General features: G+C 60.2%; 17 protein-coding genes. 11 read left to right on the top strand and 6 right to left on the bottom strand.

The genetic code is table 11. From position 1 onward, the window contains the following. Positions 1 to 115: 115 nt before the first annotated feature. The 3 genes from HER32_RS14990 (at position 116) to pth (ending at position 2,999) form a co-directional block, all read left to right on the top strand. A complete protein-coding gene (locus HER32_RS14990; protein ID WP_168682446.1) occupies positions 116 to 1,207 on the top strand; it encodes an alkane 1-monooxygenase in 1,092 nt (363 codons plus the stop codon). 454 nt (positions 1,208 to 1,661) lie between these two features. Continuing rightward, entirely contained in the window at positions 1,662 to 2,234 is a 573-nt protein-coding gene (locus HER32_RS14985) for a 50S ribosomal protein L25/general stress protein Ctc (protein WP_149072884.1), read from the top strand. 198 nt (positions 2,235 to 2,432) lie between these two features. Next, complete coding sequence (pth, locus tag HER32_RS14980; RefSeq protein ID WP_168682445.1) at positions 2,433 to 2,999, top strand: aminoacyl-tRNA hydrolase; 567 nt, start codon at positions 2,433 to 2,435, stop codon at positions 2,997 to 2,999. Between the two features lie 106 nt (positions 3,000 to 3,105). On the opposite strand, the gene metG is transcribed toward pth, so the two are convergent. Beyond that, a complete protein-coding gene (metG, locus tag HER32_RS14975; RefSeq protein WP_168682444.1) occupies positions 3,106 to 5,154 on the bottom strand; it encodes a methionine--tRNA ligase in 2,049 nt (682 codons plus the stop codon). 198 nt (positions 5,155 to 5,352) lie between these two features. On the opposite strand from metG, the gene HER32_RS14970 reads away from it, so the two are divergent. Beyond that, on the top strand, positions 5,353 to 5,934 hold the full coding sequence (locus HER32_RS14970; protein WP_168682443.1) for a hypothetical protein: 582 nt from the start codon (positions 5,353 to 5,355) through the stop codon (positions 5,932 to 5,934). Positions 5,935 to 6,014: 80 nt separating this feature from the next. Here the strand turns inward: HER32_RS14970 and HER32_RS14965 are convergent, their stop codons facing one another. The 3 genes from HER32_RS14965 to msrB all read right to left on the bottom strand — a co-directional run bounded on the left by HER32_RS14965 (position 6,015) and on the right by msrB (position 7,958). Then, complete coding sequence (locus tag HER32_RS14965; protein ID WP_168682442.1) at positions 6,015 to 6,359, bottom strand: hypothetical protein; 345 nt, start codon at positions 6,357 to 6,359, stop codon at positions 6,015 to 6,017. A 76-nt stretch (positions 6,360 to 6,435) separates the two neighbouring features. After that, positions 6,436 to 7,239 (bottom strand): DUF3050 domain-containing protein, encoded by an 804-nt coding sequence (locus HER32_RS14960; protein ID WP_168682441.1) that lies wholly within the window; start codon positions 7,237 to 7,239, stop codon positions 6,436 to 6,438. A 161-nt stretch (positions 7,240 to 7,400) separates the two neighbouring features. After that, a complete protein-coding gene (msrB, locus tag HER32_RS14955; protein ID WP_149072878.1) occupies positions 7,401 to 7,958 on the bottom strand; it encodes a peptide-methionine (R)-S-oxide reductase MsrB in 558 nt (185 codons plus the stop codon). A 255-nt stretch (positions 7,959 to 8,213) separates the two neighbouring features. On the opposite strand from msrB, the gene typA reads away from it, so the two are divergent. Continuing rightward, complete coding sequence (gene typA / locus HER32_RS14950) at positions 8,214 to 10,022, top strand: translational GTPase TypA (RefSeq protein WP_149072877.1); 1,809 nt, start codon at positions 8,214 to 8,216, stop codon at positions 10,020 to 10,022. A 297-nt stretch (positions 10,023 to 10,319) separates the two neighbouring features. Here typA and HER32_RS14945 read toward each other — a convergent pair whose 3' ends face one another. Further along, positions 10,320 to 10,871, bottom strand: a complete 552-nt coding sequence (locus HER32_RS14945; RefSeq protein ID WP_149072876.1) for a fimbrillin family protein — start codon at positions 10,869 to 10,871, stop codon at positions 10,320 to 10,322. Positions 10,872 to 11,007: 136 nt separating this feature from the next. Continuing rightward, positions 11,008 to 12,414, bottom strand: a complete 1,407-nt coding sequence (locus HER32_RS14940; protein ID WP_197748844.1) for a urate hydroxylase PuuD — start codon at positions 12,412 to 12,414, stop codon at positions 11,008 to 11,010. A gap of 221 nt (positions 12,415 to 12,635) precedes the next feature. On the opposite strand from HER32_RS14940, the gene allB reads away from it, so the two are divergent. The 6 genes from allB (at position 12,636) to HER32_RS14910 (ending at position 18,655) form a co-directional block, all read left to right on the top strand. Continuing rightward, positions 12,636 to 13,970 carry an allantoinase AllB gene (gene allB, locus HER32_RS14935; RefSeq protein ID WP_168682440.1) on the top strand — a complete coding sequence of 445 codons (1,335 nt, stop codon included), beginning with the start codon at positions 12,636 to 12,638 and terminating at the stop codon, positions 13,968 to 13,970. A 4-nt stretch (positions 13,971 to 13,974) separates the two neighbouring features. Beyond that, positions 13,975 to 15,234 (top strand): allantoate amidohydrolase, encoded by a 1,260-nt coding sequence (locus HER32_RS14930; protein ID WP_232066269.1) that lies wholly within the window; start codon positions 13,975 to 13,977, stop codon positions 15,232 to 15,234. Between the two features lie 120 nt (positions 15,235 to 15,354). Further along, entirely contained in the window at positions 15,355 to 16,101 is a 747-nt protein-coding gene (allE, locus tag HER32_RS14925; protein WP_168682439.1) for a (S)-ureidoglycine aminohydrolase, read from the top strand. Positions 16,102 to 16,233: 132 nt separating this feature from the next. Continuing rightward, positions 16,234 to 16,740, top strand: coding sequence for a 2-oxo-4-hydroxy-4-carboxy-5-ureidoimidazoline decarboxylase (uraD, locus tag HER32_RS14920; RefSeq protein ID WP_168682438.1), 507 nt, complete (start codon positions 16,234 to 16,236; stop codon positions 16,738 to 16,740). Continuing rightward, on the top strand, positions 16,737 to 17,075 hold the full coding sequence (gene uraH, locus HER32_RS14915; RefSeq protein WP_168682437.1) for a hydroxyisourate hydrolase: 339 nt from the start codon (positions 16,737 to 16,739) through the stop codon (positions 17,073 to 17,075). The genes uraD and uraH overlap by 4 nt, the downstream gene beginning before the upstream one ends. Before the next feature lie 149 nt (positions 17,076 to 17,224). Further along, a complete protein-coding gene (locus HER32_RS14910) occupies positions 17,225 to 18,655 on the top strand; it encodes a DUF6986 family protein (RefSeq protein ID WP_168682436.1) in 1,431 nt (476 codons plus the stop codon). Positions 18,656 to 18,777 lie beyond the last annotated feature (122 nt).

The following is an 18,777-nucleotide window of genomic DNA, read 5'->3' as shown; positions in this document are numbered from 1 at the left end:
CAGGAGTTGCCCCAACGCCCCGAAGAGAAGCCAAGCAAGTTGGCAATGCCCTCCTTCTGTCGGTATCTTCGCCAGCTGCTACTTTCGTTTCATTCCGAGCTTGCCATCCTAGGCCATGCTTTTCAACCGTCAGGCGCTTTCCTATAGCGTAGCCTACCTTATTCCTGCTCTCACCTTCGCTGGGCTTGCGGCGGGCGGCCCCTGGCTGTGGCTGTCGCCGGTTACCATCTTTGGCATTATTCCGCTGCTGGACCGCCCGGGCCGGCAACAGCGGCAGTCCCGCCGCAAGACTCCGGCAACTGCGGCCGCAATACCCACTGCCAGTCCCATTTACAACTGGCTGTTGTACTTGAACGTCCCCGTGCTTTACGGGCTGTGGGCCCTTTTCGCGCATACCCTGGTAAGCCGGCCGCTTTCCCCGGCAGAAGTCGCGGGCACCATGGTTACGATGGGGTTGAGCTTAGGCATTCTGGGCATTGGGGTAGGCCACGAGCTGGGCCACCGGAGTAGCCGATGGGCGCAGGTACTAGCCAAGCTGCTTTTGCTCACGAACCTCTACCTGCACTTCTTTATTGAGCACAACCGGGGCCACCACCGCTACGTGGCCACCCCCCTCGACCCGGCCACCGCAAGGCTAAATGAGCCTTTCTGGCTGTTTTTCCCCCGCTCCGTGGTGGGCGAGTATCGGTCGGCCTGGCACTTAGAACAGGTACGACTCGCCAAGCAAGGACTGCCTTGGCTGTCCTTTGCCAACCAAATGCTGCGCTTTCAGCTGCTGCAGCTGGTGGTTTTGGCGGCAGTGGGCCTGACGCTTGGTGGCGCCGTAGTAGCCGCCTGGCTTGGCGCGGCCGTTGTTGGTTTATTGCTGTTTCAGCTGGTCAACTACATTGAGCACTACGGCCTGCAGCGCCAGCTCAACCCCAACGGCCGGTACGAGCGGGTGCAACCCCACCATTCCTGGGACTCCAACCACAAGCTGGGCCGTCTGCTGCTGTACGAGCTTACCCGCCACTCCGACCACCACTACCTCGCTTCGCGCCCTTATCAGGTATTACGCTACCAGCCCACCAGCCCCCGCATGCCTACCGGCTACCCCGGCATGATGATGCTGGCCATGCTACCGCCGCTTTGGTTTCGGGTGATGAATAAGCGGATTCCGCAGCCAGCAGAACCCGTGAACGTACCGCGCACAACTGCTTTCCATTGATTTGACACGGTTTCATTTGGCCCCCGCCCGCTCCACAGCAAAACCAAAGCCTCTTTACCCAGTCCACTCACAACGTGGTGGCGAAACAGTCAATCAATTCGTTGTTCGTTCAAGATTCAGCTACCTATATGACAGAACTATATGTCTTTAAACAGTATCTCTCCAGAAACCTTAATCTATCTATCACTAGTCCTGCTCTTGTTTTCCCTCCGATGGGTATTTTCCGCTGGTATTGTAAAGGCGCCAGTACGTTTAGGGGTAGCAGTTCTTGGTTGTATGCTTGTTTATTGGTTAGTGTTCATGCTTATGGTGATTGTGGGCTTGCATGTGGAAGAGGGAGCCGAGCCTAAAGAACCTTTCTTTGGTCAAGTAGACAATTCTAAACAAGATTATCTTATCTTTGCGGCCCGTTTACCTGCTGTGGGTGAGCGGATTTCTCCAAACACACTCCTTTATGAAAAGCCTCGAGATTGTAGGGTTTAAAAGAGCGAATCTCGGTAAGAAAGATGCCAAGGCCATCCGCCTCGAATCGTACGTACCGTGCGTACTGTACGGCGGTACCGAGCAAGTGCATTTTTCCGCCCCCGCCATCCTGTTCCGTGAGCTGCTGTACACCCCCGAGGTGCACATCGTAGACCTGAACGTGGAAGGTACCATGTACCGCGCCATCGTGCAGGACGCCCAGTTCCACCCCGTGAACGAAATGCTGCTCCACGTTGACTTCCTGGAGCTGGAAGCTGGCAAAGAAGTGAAAATGGATATTCCCGTGAAGTACATCGGCACTTCGCCCGGCGTACAGCAGGGTGGCAAGCTGGTAAGCAAGCTGCGTAAGCTGAAAGTGAAGGCCGCTCCCGAAAATCTGCCCGACTTCGTGGAAGTAAACATTTCGGACCTGGGCCTTGGCAAGTCTATCAAAGTGAGCAAAGTAGAGCCGAAGGGCTACACCATCCTCACCAACCCCCAGGCGCCTATTGCCACCGTTACCATCCCCCGTGCCCTCAAAGGCACCCTCAACGCCGAAAAATAGTTTATCCTATACGGCAAGTAGCCGCGGGGACGCAAATTCCCAACGCTTACTGCCACTTGAAAAGCCGTTCTGTTCGCAGAACGGCTTTTTTTATAGCCGACTACCGAGGCCACTGCTGGTCCTGCCATCTTTGCAGGCACGAAGGGCCCGCAGCAGCGCATGTGCTTACTGGCTACCTTACCTCAACCCGTTATACTAATGAAGTTTCTTGTTCTGTGCCTGGGCAACATTGGGCCGGAGTATGCCAACACGCGCCACAACGTAGGCTTTATGGTGGGCGACTACCTGGCCCGCAAGCACGAGGCCGCGCCCTGGCAGCTGGGCCGCCACGCCTTCACCACCGAAATCAAGCATAAGGGCCACACCTACGTGCTGGTGAAGCCTACTACTTACATGAACCTGAGCGGCAAAGCGGCAGCCCATTGGCTGAGCGCGCTCAAGCTCACCAAGGAAAATATGCTCGTCGTAACCGATGACCTGGCCCTCCCTTTTGGCAAGCTGCGTCTGAAAGCCAAAGGCTCGGCCGGCGGCCAGAACGGGCTCAAGCACATCCAGGAAACCCTGGGCTCCGACGAGTACGCCCGCCTGCGCTTCGGCATCGACTCCAGCTTCTCGAAGGGCCGGCAGGTAGATTACGTACTCAGCCCCTTCTCCGCCGATGAGCAAATTGATTTAGAGGGCCGCCTGGAAAAAGCCGCCGAGGCCGTGCTGGCCTTTGGGGCTATGGGCGTGGAGCGGGCTATGAATGTGGTAAACGTGAAATGAGACCTGAGAAGGTGAGAAATGAGAAGTGAGACTTCTGTTCTGTTTGCCCAACCGGGTTTCAGAACGAAAGTCTCACTCCTCACCTTCTTAGGTCTCGCTTCTCTTCTTATGCCACGCCGGAACCGGGCCGCACGGGGGAGCTGGGCTGCATGAGGCTGAGGACGCCGTCGGCGTTTTCGGCCATCAGGAGCATGCCCTGGCTTTGGATACCTTTGATTTCACGGGGGGCGAGGTTGAGCAGTACCTGTACCTGCTGGCCGATGAGGGCCTCGGGCAGGAAGTGCTCGGCAATGCCTGATACGATGGTGCGGGGCTCGTCGAAACCGAGGTCAACGGAGAGCTTCAGCAGCTTTTTGGTTTTGGCCACTTTCTCGGCGGCTACGATGGTGCCGATGCGCAGGTCCATCTGCTGGAACTGCTCGAAGCTCACATCCTCTTTCGCGGGTGCCGACACAGCGGCGGCCAGCTCGTTGGCTTTCTTGGTGTCGAGCAGCTTCTGCACCTGGGCCTCTACGGTGGCATCTTCAATTTTGGTGAACAGCAACGCGGCCTCGGCTAGCTGATGGCCAGCGGGCAGCGCGTCGGGGCGGCCGGCCTGGGGCCAGGTGCCTTTCTCGGTGTTGAGCATCCGGCCCAGGCGGGCGGCGGCTTCGGGCAGGAAGGGCTCCAGTAGCGTAACCATAGCGGCGGCCAGCTGCAAGGAAACGTGCAGCACGGTGCCGGTACGAGCCTCGTCGGTTTTGATGAGTTTCCAGGGCTCCTGGTCGGCCAGGTACTTGTTGCCCAGGCGCGAGAGGTTCATCAGCTCGTTCAGGGCGTCGCGGAAGCGGTAGTTGTCAATCAGCTCGCCGATGCGGGCCGGGAACTCCTGCAGTTGGCGCAGCACGTCCTCGTCCTCGGTGGTGAAGCCCACGGCGGCGGGTACTTTGCCCTCGAAGAACTTGTGGGTGAGCACTACGGCCCGGTTCACGAAGTTGCCGAGGTTGGCCACCAGCTCGTTGTTGTTGCGGGCCTGGAAGTCTTTCCAGGTGAAGTCGTTGTCCTTGGTTTCGGGGGCATTGGCGCAGAGCACGTAGCGCAGCACATCGGCCTGGCCGGGGAAATCCCGCAGGTACTCGTGCAGCCACACGGCCCAGTTGCGGCTCGTGCTGATTTTGTCGCCTTCCAGGTTCAGGAACTCGTTGGCAGGCACGTTATCGGGCAGGATATAGTCGCCGTGGGCCTTGAGCATCGTGGGGAAGATGATGCAGTGGAACACGATGTTGTCCTTGCCGATGAAGTGCACCAGCTTGGTTTCGGGGTCTTTCCAGTAGGTTTCCCAGGTATCGGGCAGCAGGTCTTTGGTGGCCGAGATGTAGCCGATGGGCGCATCAAACCACACGTACAGCACTTTGCCCTCGGCCCCGGCCACCGGCACGGGCACACCCCAGTCCAGGTCGCGCGTCACGGCGCGGGGGTGCAAGCCCTGGTCGATCCACGATTTGCACTGGCCGTACACGTTGGCTTTCCAGTCGTTTTTGTGGCCTTCCACAATCCACTCGCGCAGCCAAGGTTCGTACTGATCCAAGGGCAGGTACCAGTGCTTGGTTTCGCGCAGCACGGGGTGGTTGCCCGAGAGCATGGAGCGGGGGTTGATCAGCTCGGTGGGGCTGAGCGAGGTGCCGCACTTCTCGCACTGGTCGCCGTAGGCGTTTTCGTTGCCGCAGTTGGGACAGGTACCCACGATGTAGCGGTCGGCCAGAAACTGGTCGGCCTTCTCGTCATAATACTGCTCGGAGGTCTGCTCAATGAACTTGCCTTCCTCGTAGAGCTTCTTGAAGAAGCCGCTGGCTACTTCAGCGTGAGTTTGGGAAGACGTGCGCGAGTAGATATCGAACGACACGCCGAACTCCTGGAACGAGTCGCGGATGATGGCGTGGTATTTATCCACCACCTGCTGGGGCGTGACGCCCTCCTTCTGGGCCCGGATGGTGATGGGCACGCCGTGCTCATCGGAGCCGCAGATGAATTTTACGTCGCGCTGCTGGGCGCGCAGGTAGCGCACGTAGATATCGGCGGGCAGGTACACGCCGGCCAGGTGGCCAATGTGAACGGGGCCGTTGGCGTAGGGCAGCGCGGCCGTAACGGTATAGCGTTGGGGAAAAGTAGCAGACATGCGAAAACAAGCGAGAAAGCGGCACAACGGCCCGGCAGCGCGGGCATCAGACCACAAAGGAACAAGGAAAATGCAGTATATCCGGCCAAACGCGTATTCACCGCCAATTTGCTGACGAAACCATTTACCTTTAGTCACTAACTGCTCAGGCTACTCCGCGTACGTAAGCTCAACCATTTTCCCAAACCTCTTCTTCCCATGAAAAAAACTGAAAAAGCGCCGGCTGAAAAGAAGGTGAAGAAAACCCCTGCGCAGAAAGCGGAGCACAAGGCCCAGCGCAAAGCCGACAAGGCCAGCAAAGCCGCGACGCGCACCACCGATGCCCTCACGGATGCCCGTTCTACCAAAAAAGCCAGCCAGAAAAAGAGCCTGAAATCGGCGGCCAAACAGCTGCAGCAGGAGCTCGACAAGCGCATGGACGAAGTAGTGAAGCGCATTCGGCTGGAAACGAAAGCCAAGCTCAAGGAAGTGGTAAAGGAAGCCACCCGCCGCCTCGACGCCGATACGGAGCGCATGTTTGAGCAAGCCCTGCACACGATAGTGCGCCACTACGACACCGGCACCCCCGCCGGCTCCGACAGCATTTCTACTGATACCAGCGCGCAGGACGCCAACGCCCCCGAAGGGGCTGGAGCCGCTGCGCCAGCGCCCCGCCGCCCCGCCAGACCCGCCGCCAAGCCGGCTGCTCCGGCTGCTAAGGCCGCCCCCCGCCGCCCCGCCACGTCCCGCAAGCCAGCCGCTCCCACCGCGGAAGCGCCTTCGGGCACGGACGCCGCTTAGCAACAGCCCAAAAGCAGGAAAACGGTCTACTAGCCTCACAAAAGGCAGGCAGACCGTTTTTCTTGTTATTGCTAGCCTCGCTAGGGCCGGCGCAGGGTATCTACCGGAGCTCCATTCAGCCGGCGCAGCCGGGTTTCGGGGGTCGAGTTGTTGGGGTCGTCGGTGTTCAGGGTTTCGGGCCGTTTGCGCGAGTTGATGCCGCTGCTTTGCTCCCGGATGGGTACGCGGCCCGGGGTAGCATCGGGCACGGAGCCCCCGTAGCCCGCGTTGCTATTGTAGGCTGCCTGCCGGTCGGCGTCGGTGGTAATGGAAGCAGGCGCAGTCGGCCGCTCCCGCTCCACGGCACTTTCTTCGGCCGTAGTGCAGGAAAGCATACCCGCCAGCACTGGCAGCAACAGGCGGAAAGAACTAGAGGGAAGTCTCATCGAGGCAAAAAAAGAAGGTAGCCGAAACCCGGCTAACCTTTCTTACAACGGCGCAGGGGCGCAGAAGTTGAGCCGCCTACCCTACCGCCGCCGGCTGCCGGAGTGCCGCCCGGATTCCGTCCCACAGCGCCACGCGGGCCTGCATGCAGCGGGCTGCCACTTCGCGGCTCTCGGTCCAGCGCGCAGCATCGTGGCCGCACAGCTCGCGCACCATCTGCTGGGCTAAAGGGGTGTGTACTTCTTCGTCGAGCTGAATGTGGCGGTCGAGGTAATACGTGAACGTGTCGAGCTGACCGGGGAAACGCTGGCGCAAATCGTGCACTAGGTGGCGGAACATGGCGGGAATTACGTCTTCGCGGCCAAAGGTGAAGGCTGCGGCAACGGCATGGGGCTGGCCGGCCTCAATAATGCGAAACGTTTCCAGCACAAACGCCCGGACCGAAGCCGGCGCTTCCGCCTGCTGCAGGGCCGCGTCCACGGTAGCGCCGGCCGCCAGGGCAGCCAGCAGCTTTTCGATGGGCGCCGTATCGGCGCCGCACTCCCGCATGGCGCGCAGATATAGCTCAAAGTGGCTGGCCGGTCGGCCCTCGGGGTCCAGGTCGGTTTCTTCTTCCAGCACAATGTCGTTGATGAGGCGGCGGGTAACCGGGTTGCCGCGCGGCACCCAGGGCACCGCCACGCACGTGAGTTCCCGCTGCAGGGCCTTGAGCAGGGACATAAAATCCCACACCGCAAACACGTGGTGCTGCATAAACACGCGCAAGTCATCCAGGGAATGCAGCGACTGGTACACGCCGTGGTCGATAAGGTGCTGACGGGCCGGCGCCAGGGCGGCCTGCAGGTTGGCAATAGGGTCGTTGGGGGAAGAAAGTGGTGGCATGAGAAAAGCAAAAGGACAGTGCCTACGGGGCGCTGCCAACGCAACAAACGAAACGGCCCGCCGGCTTGGATTGCCAGCGGGCCGCCCGCAAAAGTAGTAAGCCCGTCAGTTAGCGGCTGCCGGTAGCTGACGGGCCCAACGCTTACCGGTCAGCTGCGGTTTTATTTTGCTTTTTCGAATACCATGCCGTTGCCATCCATGCAGTAGCGCAGGCCGGTGGGCTGGGGACCGTCGTTGAACACGTGGCCAAGGTGGCCGCCGCATTTGGCGCATACCAGCTCGTCGCGGCTCATGCCGTAGCTGTTGTCGGCCGTTACCTTCAGGCTGTTTTCGGAAGCCGGGGCCCAGAAGCTCGGCCAGCCCGTGCCCGACTCAAACTTGGTTTCGGACGAGAACAGCAGATTGTGGTCGGCGGCGCAGTAGTAGTTGCCCTTCTCGTGGTTGTCGTGGTACTTGCCCGTGAAGGCCCGCTCCGTGCCCTGCTGCCGCAAAATAAAGTACTGGTCGGGCGTGAGCTGGGCCTTCCACTGCGCATCGGTTTTGCGGATGGGAAACTCATCGGGCTTGCCCGTCACGAGCCGGGGTTTCGGATAAGCTTTGGCCGCGGCTGTGGGCTGGGTGGGCGCCTGGGGCTTTTCTACGGCCACATTTTTTTTCTGTGAGCAGGCCGAGTTCAGGGTGAAAACCGATAGCAGCAGAACGAGGAAGGAAGAACGCATGAGCAAGAAGAGAAAGTAAAGACAATGAGCGGAAACCCAGGCCAGAACCGGGCTTCGAATACAACATACGCAGCCCGCCTACGGTTCGGCTTTGGCCCATTTAGAAAGTTGCTGCCCGTCCTATTTCGGAACCGCAGGCGCCCAATTAGTTGTCTTAGTTCTCGCCGGCCGTTTCTTCCTCACTCAGTAACAATTAATTACCTGCAAGTTTTTGCGCCAAACATTCCGTACCTTTGCACCCGGAAAACCCATTGTATGCAGAACATTCGCAATATCGCCATCATCGCGCACGTTGACCACGGCAAGACTACGCTCGTGGACAAGATCATTCACGCCTCCAAGCTGTTCGACGAGCACCAGCAGTTCGACGACCTGATTCTGGACAACAATGACCTGGAGCGTGAGCGGGGCATTACCATCGTCTCCAAAAACGTTTCGGTACGGTACAAAGACGTTAAAATCAACATTATCGACACCCCTGGTCACGCCGACTTCGGTGGTGAGGTGGAGCGCGTACTGAAGATGGCCGACGGCGTACTGCTGCTCGTGGATGCCTTCGAAGGTGCCATGCCCCAGACGCGCTTCGTGCTGGGCAAAGCCATTGACCTGGGCCTGAAGCCCATCGTGGTGGTCAACAAAGTTGACAAGGAAAACTGCCGCCCCGATGAGGTGCACGAGCAGGTGTTCGACCTGATGTTCAACCTCGGTGCCAACGAAGACCAGCTGGACTTCGTGACCCTGTACGGCTCTTCGAAACAGGGCTGGATGAGCACCGACTGGAAGCAAAAGACCGACAGCATCATCCCGCTGCTCGACGCCGTGGTGGCTTCCATCCCCCCTGCCCCCCAGCTGGATGGCACGCCCCAGATGCAGGTTACTTCGCTTGACTACTCCTCGTTCGTGGGCCGTATCGCCATCGGCCGCGTGCACCGCGGTACGCTGAAGGAAGGCGCCAACATGAGCCTGGTGAAGCGCGACGGCACCATCAAGAAAGTAAAAATCAAAGAGCTGCAGGTATTCGAAGGCCTGGGCCGCACCAAGGTTTCCGAAGTTAGCTCGGGCGAAATCTGCGCCGTAACCGGCATCGAAGGCTTCGACATTGGCGACACCCTCGCCGACGCCGAGAACCCCGAAGGGCTGACCACCATCAGCATCGACGAGCCGACGATGAACATGCTGTTCACCATCAACAACTCGCCCTTCTTCGGTAAGGAAGGCAAGTTTGTGACCTCGCGCCACCTGCGTGACCGGCTGTTCAAGGAAACCGAGAAAAACCTGGCTTTGCGCGTGAAGGAAACCGACCGCGAAGACACCTTCCTGGTGTACGGCCGCGGCATTCTGCACTTGTCGGTACTCATTGAGACCATGCGTCGCGAAGGGTTCGAGCTGCAGGTAGGCCAGCCCCAGGTACTGTTCCGCGAGGATGAGGAAGGCAACCGCCTGGAGCCCATTGAGCACCTGGTGGTAGACGTACCCGAGGAAACCGCTGGTAAGGTTATCGAGCTGGTGACCATGCGCAAAGGTGAGCTGACCATCATGGAGCCCAAGGGCGACCTGCAGCACCTGGAGTTCAACATTCCGGCCCGGGGCCTAATTGGCCTGCGCAACAACGTGCTGACCGCCACCGCGGGTGAGGCCATCATGAACCACCGCTTCTCGGCTTACGAGCCGTATAAGGGCGTAATCCCCGGCCGTATCTCCGGTTCGCTGATTTCGATGGACACCGGTGCCGGCACTGCTTATACCATCGACAAGATGCAGGACCGCGGTGAGTTCTTTGTGGACCCAGGCGAGGAAGTGTACGCTGGCCAGGTTATCGGCGAGCATACCCGCCCCAACGACCTGACCATCAACATTCAGAAAGGCAAGAAGCTCACCAACATGCGTGCTTCCGGCTCGGACGAAAACGTGAAAATCGTGCCCAAGCGCCAGTTCTCCCTGGAAGAAGCCATGGAATACATCCAGAAGGATGAATACCTGGAAGTAACGCCCAAGTCGGTGCGGATGCGTAAAATCCTGCTCGACGAAAACGAGCGTCTGCGTTCGGCCAAGAAAGTAGACTAGTTTTCTATAGTCTGTTAGCCAATGGCTTTGCGCCGTTGGTCTGGAAAGGGGCGCGGCCAGAGGCTGCGCCTCTTTTGTTGAAGGCAGCCAGTGCCATTTTCCGGGCTACCAGTCCGGTAGCAACTCAACGGCTGCGCCCCGGCTTGGCCGCTAAGCCAAACCCGGCCGCAGCCTGGTACTCCTTCAAGCTAGAATGCCCGGCACACTCAGCGTGCCGGGCATTTTAGCTTGAAGGAGTACTGTTTATGTCGCGCGGTTCCGTAAGCAGATACGGCGCTAAGTGCTCAGCACCGAAGACTAGTCTACTTCCTCTTCGCCAGTAGGGAAGCCAAAGCAGCTCAGGGTGTTGAAGTAGCTTACTTCCGTGAAGGCACTGCGCTTGCTGGACTTCTCGGCGTGGGCAAAAGCCCGGAATACGTACGTTGTCCCGCAGGCCAGCGCATCGGTGCAGGAAGCCGAAGCACCGTTATCCAACAACAGACTGCCAACGTTGACCACCGCCGATTCTCCGGCGGCCAGGGCGTAGCGGGAGTCCCGGGCGTTACCGCTAAACGAGGCTTTGCACGCCAGCGCATCGTTCCATACACCACCGCTGGCAGCAAAATCGGCGGCCGTCATCCACTGCAAGGAAAAGCCAGCTGGTGCCCCGGTAGCGCCGGCCGTAACCTGCACCCCGATGAAGGTTTTATTGGTAAATGCCTGGCTGAGGGTGGGGGTAGAAAGGGCCCCCGCCTTGGCGTCAGCGCCAACACGGGCCGCCAGCGGCTGCACCGCATCCGACTCTTTTGAGGAACAGCCGGCCAGGGACAACGCCAGGCAGCAAAGTGCTTGATAGAAAAAGTGTTTCATGAAGCAAGAGGTTTGTAAGGGGACTGTGTTTAAAAGCCGAACAAGGTAAAAATATATTCATTAAAACCCCTATTTTCTATGAATATTCATACAAAACGAAAGCTTCTGTTTTTCTACCCGTCCAGGCTGGCTAGCCCTACTCCACCTTCGCTCCTTGCTCTATCCAGCATCGTAGTAGGTCCCGCTCCTCCTGAGTCATGTGGGTTTTGTTGTTCTGGGGCATCGTTTTGGTTACGACCACGCGCTGCATGATTTTGTCTTTGAGACGGGCTATGTCCTGGGGCGTGTCGAACATCACGCCGTTGGGCGCAGTAGTGAAGACCTCATCAGTAGGCTGAGCGGAGTGGCAGCGCACGCACCGCAGTTGCACGATGCCCTGGACCTGGGCCACCCCCACGTTGGGCGTACAGGCAGGGCCCGCGCCGGTTTCGGTTTTTGGGGCCGTGACGAAGGCCACGGCCAGCAGCAGGCCCGCCGCCAACGGGAATACCAGCCCGGTGGCCTGGTGCTTTTCGCGCAGGTTCAGCCAATGCTTGATACCAGCCGTGCCCAGGGCAATGGCGGCCAACACTGCCCACGGGTAGCTATGCCCGAACGTGCTGGGGAAGTGGTTGCTGATCATCACGAACAGCACCGGCAGCGTGAAGTAGTTGTTGTGCAGGGACCGAAGGCCGGCGTGCTTGCCCAGCTCGGGGTTGAGGGGCTGGCCTTCGGTGGCGGCCTTCACCATAGCTTTCTGGGCCGGGATGATGATAAAAAACACGTTGCCCACCATGAGCGTGCCCAGCATGGCCCCGAAGTGCAGGTAGGCCGCCCGGGCGCTGAACACCTGGCAGTAAAACCACGCGAAGGCCGTGCAAATCAAAAAACCCAGCACGGCCATAACCAGCCCGTTCTTCACCAGCGGGGTGCGGCACAGCACATGGTAGAGCATCCAAGCCACTACAAAGGAGCCTACCCCAATAGCCACTCCGGCCAGCGGACTGATGGCCAGCACCTGCGGGTCGATGAGCATGGCACCGGCGTTGAAGTAGTACACCACGCACAGTAAGCTGAAGCCGGTAAGCCAGGTGAAATAGGCTTCGTACTTAAACCAGTGCAGGGCCTTGGGAATCTGGGGTGGGGCCAGCTTGTACTTTTCCAGGTAGTAGAAGCCCCCCCCGTGCACGGCCCAGAGGTTGCCCGCCAGCTCCTCGCGCACGTTTTCGGTGCGGTTGAGGGCATTTTCCAGAAACACGAAGTAGAAGGAGGCCCCAATCCAGGCAATACCGAAGGTGACGTGCATCAGGCGCACCACAATATTGAGCCACTCCATGAGGTGGCCTTCCCAAGGCGTGCCCTGCACCAGCAGGTAGAATACCAGCAGCAGAAACAGCACGGCCAGCACCGTGAGGCCATAGCCGAAGCCCTGCATGGTCAGGCCACCCTCGCCCAGGGCCCCACCGTGCCGGTGGGTGCGGGCTACCCGGTGCAGCACCCAGCTGGCGCCCAGAATCAGGAAAAACACTGCCGCCACCACCAACAAAACCACGACGTGCATCATAACGCAAACAGGAACGCGTCCCGAAACTCCGTTTCGGGAAAAGGTAAATACGCTGTAAATCAAACGGCCGGAACCCGCCAAAATGCTATCTGCCAGCCGTTAGCCTCTCTAAAGAGCTACCCTTTGCACTTGATTTTGACGGTTTCGGCCCGTGAAAGGCCGCGCAGGCAGCACTTCGTGTTTGAAATATTCTCATTTTGTAGCACAGTTCACTACACTTCATGCAGGATTTCGCCTTAGTTAGTAAAAAAGTGGTGCTGCCCACCGGCATGCAGCCGGCGCTGGTGGTCGTGCAGGCCGGGCGCATCGCGGCGGTGCTGGAGCCCGGCGTGCCTGTACAAATGCCCATTATCGACCTGGGCCACCGGACCTTGCTGCCGGGCCTCATCGACCCGCACGTGCACATCAACGAGCCGGGGCGTACTGCCTGGGAAGGCTTCGACACAGCCACCCGCGCCGCCCTGGCCGGCGGCCTTACCATGCTCGTGGACATGCCCCTAAACTCGGCACCCGTCACGACTTCGGTAGCCAGCCTGGAGCTGAAGCTGGCCGCTGCCCGCCAGAACCTGCACACCAACGTGGGCTTCTGGGGCGGTATCGTACCCGGCAATGCAGCGGAGGTGGAAGGACTGATTGCCCACGGCGTGCTCGGCTTCAAGGCCTTTCTGACTCACTCCGGCATCGACGATTTTCCGAATGCTACCGAGGCCGATCTGCGCGCCGTGATGCCCCTGCTGGCTCGCCATGGCCTGCCCCTGCTGGTGCACTGCGAGCTAAGCCAGGACGATGACACCTGGAAGCAGGGTGACAAGCAGTCGTACCCGAACTACCTGGCCTCCCGCCCCAGGAGCTGGGAAGACGAAGCCGTGGCGCTGATGATCCGGCTGTGTCGGGAAACTGGCTGCCGCACGCACATCGTACACCTTTCCTCGGCTGACTCCCTGCCCCAGCTGGCCGCAGCCAAGGCCGAAGGGCTGCCCATTACAGTGGAGACTGGCCAGCACTATCTATTTTTTGCTGCCGAGGACATCCCCGACGGGCAAACCCGCTTTAAGTGCGCCCCGCCCATCCGCGAGCAAGCCAACAACGAGCAGCTCTGGCAGGCCCTGCAAACCGGCCTCATTGACTTTGTAGCTACCGACCATTCTCCCGCCCCACCCGACCTCAAGCAGCTCGATTCCGGCGACTTCACCACGGCCTGGGGTGGCATTGCCTCCCTGCAGCTGGCCTTGCCGGTGCTTTGGACGGCGGCCCAGCCGCGCGGCGCTTCCCTAGTGGATCTAGCGCACTGGCTGAGCGCCAACCCCGCCAAGCTTATCGGCCAGGATGACCGCAAAGGCCAGATTGCCGCGGGCTTCGATGCCGATTTGCTGGTACTCGATGAGGAAGCCACGTTCACCGTCACGGAGGATTTGCTCCACCACCGCCACAAAACCAGCCCCTACGTGGGCCAGCAGCTACGCGGCGTAGTGGAGCAAACCTATCTGGCCGGCCAGATAGTGTACAACCGTCCCGAGTTCATCAGCCTGCACCAGGGCCAGGTCATTACCCGCTAGCCCTATGATGACCGACTATTCTGCCCGCGCCGCTCGGGTGCTGGGACACATTGAGGAGTTGGCCGCCATCAGTGAGGATGCGCAGGGGGTAACGCGCACGTTCGGCACCGAGGCCTTCCAGCAGGGCCGGGCTTTGGTGGAAAGCTGGATGCGTGCGGTCGGCCTGGAAACGCGCCTCGATGCCATCGGCAACGTGCGCGGCCGCCTCGTGTGCCCTGATCCTGCCGCCAAAACCTTCGTCATCGGCTCCCACATCGATACGGTGGTGAATGCCGGCAAGTACGACGGCCCGCTGGGTGTACTGCTGGGGCTGGATTTGCTGGAACAGTTGGCCATCCAGCCAGCGGCGCTGCCTTTTCACCTGGAGCTCATAGCCTTCAGCGACGAAGAAGGCGTGCGGTTTCATACCACGTACCTGGGCAGCAAAGTTGTGGCCGGCTCCTTCGACCCGAGCCTGCTCCAGCGCCCCGACGCCCACGGCCACACGCTGGCCGAGGTACTAACGGTTATGGGCGGAAGGCCTGAGGAGTTAGCCGCCGACGCGCTGCCGCCGGAAAGCTGGCTGGGGTACTTTGAAATGCACATCGAGCAGGGGCCGGTGCTCTGGGAGCGGCCCGCCCCGGTGGCGCTGGTAACGGCCATTGCCGGGCAGCGCCGCGTAGAGCTGACGTTCCGGGGCATGGCCGGCCACGCCGGCACCGTGCCCATGCGCATGCGCCAGGATGCCCTGACGGCCGCCGCCGAGTTTGTGCTGGCCGCCGAGCAGTTCGCCCAACAGCACGGCCAGAACCTGGTGGCCACCGTGGGCAAGCTGTACTTGCCGCAGTCGGCCAGCAACGTGATTCCCGGTGAAGTCGTCTGCAGCCTCGACTTGCGCAGCCCCGACGAAACCCAGCTGGCCGCTGCCTACGCGCAGCTGCAGGCCCAGGCCGCTGCCATTGGGCAGCGCCGCCAGGTGGAGATGAGCTGGAACCTTATTCAGCAAACCGCGCCCGTTGCCTGCGACGCTGCCCTGAACGCGGAGCTTGCTCAGGCCATTTCCGAGGCCGGCCACGAGGTTATTTCCCTGGTAAGCGGGGCCGGCCACGATGCAGTGCCCATTTCGCAGGTGGCTCCGGCTACCATGCTGTTCATTCGCTGCTACAAAGGCATCAGCCACAACCCGCTCGAAAACGTGGAGCTGCCTGACGTGGCGGCAGCCCTCGAAGTAGCGGAGCGTTTCCTCACCCGAATACTTCACCAACATACGCCTGGGTCCTGCTGAGCGGACTCGGGGCATCTCTCCCGCTTCGTCTGAATATCACTGCAACGAAGCGGGAGAGATGCTTCGGCTGCGCTCAGCAGGACGACTCCGTTTTTATTCGTCATTTCATCCTTCCCTGATATGGAAATTTCTGCTCTTACCCGGTCCGTTGTCAAGCGTAACCACGCCATTATTGCCCCGGATGGCTACATCAACAGCAATGTGCCGGGCTGGACAAACTGCACCGTTAACGTCATCATTAACGAGCAGATGGGCGCCCGCCTGGCTCAGACGCTGATTACCCTGCGCGAAGGCGGCCAGCTGACGGGCCGCACGGAGGCCGCACAGATTTTCTTTTACGTAGTGGCCGGCCAGGTACAGATCACTGTTGATGGGCAGGACCGCACCCTCACCGAAGGCCAGTACGTGTACGTGCCCATTGAGCAGGATTACCTGTTTCAGCAGCCCACGGAAGGCACGCAGGTGCTGACGTTCCACAAAACCTACGAGCCGCTGGCGGGCCACGCGGTGCCGGGCGTGGTGTTTGGGGAGCGGGACATTGCCAAGGCCCCGGTGTACATGAACGACGAAGCCCTCCGCATTCAAGAACTGCTGCCGAATGAGTTGGGCTTCGACATGGCCGTGAACATCTTCACTTACAGCACCGGCGGGCATTTGCCGATGGTGGAAACCCACATCATGGAGCATGGCCTGCTGTACCTGCAGGGCCAGGCCATCTATATGCTCGACCAGCAGTGGTACCCCGTAAAGAAGGGCGACTCAATCTGGATGGCGCCCTACTGCCAGCAGTGGGCCACCGCCATGGGCCAGGAAGACTCGGTGTACATCTACTATAAAAACGTGAACCGCTTCCCCACGGTGAAGTAACTACCGCAACAGGCAGAAATGAACGTCATGCTGAGCGAAGTCGAAGCATCTCTACCGCTTCGTTGGAGTCGCTCTACGAAGCGGTAGAGATGCTTCGACTTCGCTCAGCATGACAGACGATTTTCAAGTTCTATGACCTTAACCGAACTCAACCACCTCCCCCGCCCGGCCCTGACGGAAGCTCTGCGCAAGTGCTGCGGGGCCGAAGCTTGGGTGACGCAGATGGCCAACCTTTTCCCCGTAGCCGATGAGGCCACGTTGCTGGCCGAAGCCTCTCGTATTTGGAACAACCTGACCGAAGCCGACTGGCGCGAGGCATTCACGCACCATCCCAAAATCGGGGATGTGACCTCGCTCAAGGAAAAGTTTGCCAGTACCAGCGCCTGGGCCGCCGGGGAGCAGGGCGCCGTGGCTCAAGCTTCGGAGGAAACGCTGCACGCGCTGGCCGCCGGCAACGAGGCCTACGAGCAAAAGTTCGGCTATATCTTCATTGTGTGCGCCACCGGGAAGTCTGCCGATGAGATGCTGGCCTTGCTGCAGGACCGGCTGCCGAACGAGCCGGCCGAGGAAATCCGCGTGGCCGCCGAAGAGCAACGCAAAATCACCGAAATCAGGCTGAAGAAGCTGCTGACCGCATGAGCCACCTTACTACCCACATTCTGGATACGACCCTGGGCCGCCCCGCGGCCGGGGTGACCATTGCGCTATACGGGGAGCAGGCCGAGAGCTGGCAGGAGCTGGCCCGCGGGCAAACCAACCAGGATGGCCGCATCCCCAACCTGCTGCCCACGGACGACGCCTTGCCAGTTGGCAACTACAAGATGAAGTTCTTCACCGCCGAGTACTTCGCCCGCCTGGGCACGGCCACGTTCTACCCCTTCGTGGAAATCGTCTTCACCATCAGCGGCCCCGAGCACTACCATATTCCCCTCCTGCTGAATCCGTTCAGCTACACCACCTACCGCGGCAGCTGATTCCTATATTGGTTGTCCGCCATGCCGAGCACAGCCGAGGCATCTCGCGTGCTGATGTTGTTGATTCTACTACACGAGCGAGATGCCTCGGCTGCGCTCGGCATGACGTTCTACTACAACAAACTTCCCCTTCCCACCTCTCCCTCCATATGAAACTCAGTCTTCCCGAAGCCGATAAAAACCAGCTGCTTGAGCAACTGGGCGTGGCTAACCGTCATTTCCAGCAGGTGTACCCCGGCGACCGGCCCGACCGCCAGCCGGTGCATACCGTGTACGGCGGGGCCAACTTGTTTAAGTCGGATACCTGCGTGCGCATGGGTGAAATTGCCCTGGGCAGCCTGCGCACCTACGCACCAAATTTCGTGGAGCTGGCCCGCGTGCTGCGGCTGAGCGGACACGAGCACCTGCCTACCCTGGGCGCCGACGTGGCCGATCTTACCCAGCGCCTCGATGCTATGAGCGAGGAAGACCGCAAAAAGCAGCCCGCCTGGCTGGCGTACTCCGTCTACAACAAGATGCTGCGCAAGCTCCAGACCGAAGCCGTGGAAGACTTCCGCATCGACTTCGAGGATGGGTTCGGCAACCGGCCCCACGACGAGGAAGACGCCACGGCCGTGCAGGCCGCCAGGGAAGTAGCCGTGGGTATGCAGAACAGCACGCTTTCCCCCTTTATCGGCATCCGCATCAAGCCCTTCACCGAGGATTTGAAGGCCCGGAGCGTGCGTACGCTCGACATTTTCCTGAGCACCCTGCTGGCTGAAACCGGCGGCAAGCTGCCCGACAACTTTGTGGTGATGCTGCCCAAGGTGACCATTCCCGAGCAGATGAGCACCATGGTGCGCCTGTTTGAGCTGCTGGAAAAAGCCAACCACCTCGCGCCCGGCACCCTGCGCATGGAAACGATGGTGGAGGCCACCCAGATTGTGATGGACGAGGAAGGCCGCAACCCGCTCATGCGCATCATCCGGGCCAGCGAGGGGCGCTGCGTGGCGGCCCACTTCGGCACCTACGACTACACCGCCTCGGCCGGCATCACGGCCCGGTACCAGACCATGGCCCACCCCGTCTGCGACTTTGCTCACCACATGACCAAGGTGGCCCTGGGCGGCACCGGCATCTTCCTCTCCGACGGTGCTACCAACGTAATGCCCATTGGCCCGCACCGGGGCGAAAACCTGAGCTACGAGCAGCTGCGCGAAAACCGCGAGTCCGTGCACAACGCCTGGCGGCAGGGCTTTGCGCACACCACCCACTCGCTCATCAATGGCCTCTACCAGGGCTGGGATTTGAACCCCGCCCAGCTGCCCATGCGCTACGCGGCCACCTACGCCTTCTTCCTGAGCTCCTACGAAGATGCCCTGCACCGCCTGCGCACTTTTGTCGAGCGGGCCGCCATCAGCACCCTCACCGGCGACATTTTCGATGATGCGGCTACGGGCCAGGGTTTGCTCAATTTCTTCCTGAAAGCCCAGAACTGCGGCGCCATCACCGAGGAGGAAGTGCTGGCCACCGGCCTGACCCAGGAAGAAATTCAGTCCCGCTCCTTCTTCCGCATCCTCGAAGGCCGCCGGAAGAAATAGAGGGTTGGCTGGTTGGCCATAGAAGCTGCCTGTCATCCTGAGCAAAGCGAAGGACCTTATCACGCTAGAACAAGTCGTATTTACGATGGTCGTTCTGACGAGGGAAGGTCCTTCGCTTTGCT

The organism is Hymenobacter sp. BT18, assembly GCF_012273015.1.
In the GTDB taxonomy this organism is placed as follows: Bacteria; Bacteroidota; Bacteroidia; order Cytophagales; family Hymenobacteraceae; genus Hymenobacter; species Hymenobacter lutimineralis.
The sequence above is the reverse complement of the archived record's forward strand: the minus strand, read 5'-3'. Positions and strand labels throughout refer to the sequence as shown.

Coding starts and splice junctions, on each gene's coding strand:
- HER32_RS14910 (WP_168682436.1), top strand. CDS start 17,225: ATGAAACTCAGTCTTCCCGAAGCCGATAAAAACCAGCTGCTTGAGCAA.
- msrB (WP_149072878.1), bottom strand. CDS start 7,958: ATGCGTTCTTCCTTCCTCGTTCTGCTGCTATCGGTTTTCACCCTGAAC.
- HER32_RS14945 (WP_149072876.1), bottom strand. CDS start 10,871: ATGAAACACTTTTTCTATCAAGCACTTTGCTGCCTGGCGTTGTCCCTG.
- pth (WP_168682445.1), top strand. CDS start 2,433: ATGAAGTTTCTTGTTCTGTGCCTGGGCAACATTGGGCCGGAGTATGCC.
- HER32_RS14965 (WP_168682442.1), bottom strand. CDS start 6,359: ATGAGACTTCCCTCTAGTTCTTTCCGCCTGTTGCTGCCAGTGCTGGCG.
- allB (WP_168682440.1), top strand. CDS start 12,636: ATGCAGGATTTCGCCTTAGTTAGTAAAAAAGTGGTGCTGCCCACCGGC.
- HER32_RS14990 (WP_168682446.1), top strand. CDS start 116: ATGCTTTTCAACCGTCAGGCGCTTTCCTATAGCGTAGCCTACCTTATT.
- HER32_RS14985 (WP_149072884.1), top strand. CDS start 1,662: ATGAAAAGCCTCGAGATTGTAGGGTTTAAAAGAGCGAATCTCGGTAAG.
- allE (WP_168682439.1), top strand. CDS start 15,355: ATGGAAATTTCTGCTCTTACCCGGTCCGTTGTCAAGCGTAACCACGCC.
- HER32_RS14960 (WP_168682441.1), bottom strand. CDS start 7,239: ATGCCACCACTTTCTTCCCCCAACGACCCTATTGCCAACCTGCAGGCC.
- HER32_RS14940 (WP_197748844.1), bottom strand. CDS start 12,414: ATGATGCACGTCGTGGTTTTGTTGGTGGTGGCGGCAGTGTTTTTCCTG.
- HER32_RS14970 (WP_168682443.1), top strand. CDS start 5,353: ATGAAAAAAACTGAAAAAGCGCCGGCTGAAAAGAAGGTGAAGAAAACC.
- typA (WP_149072877.1), top strand. CDS start 8,214: ATGCAGAACATTCGCAATATCGCCATCATCGCGCACGTTGACCACGGC.
- HER32_RS14930 (WP_232066269.1), top strand. CDS start 13,975: ATGATGACCGACTATTCTGCCCGCGCCGCTCGGGTGCTGGGACACATT.
- uraH (WP_168682437.1), top strand. CDS start 16,737: ATGAGCCACCTTACTACCCACATTCTGGATACGACCCTGGGCCGCCCC.
- metG (WP_168682444.1), bottom strand. CDS start 5,154: ATGTCTGCTACTTTTCCCCAACGCTATACCGTTACGGCCGCGCTGCCC.
- uraD (WP_168682438.1), top strand. CDS start 16,234: ATGACCTTAACCGAACTCAACCACCTCCCCCGCCCGGCCCTGACGGAA.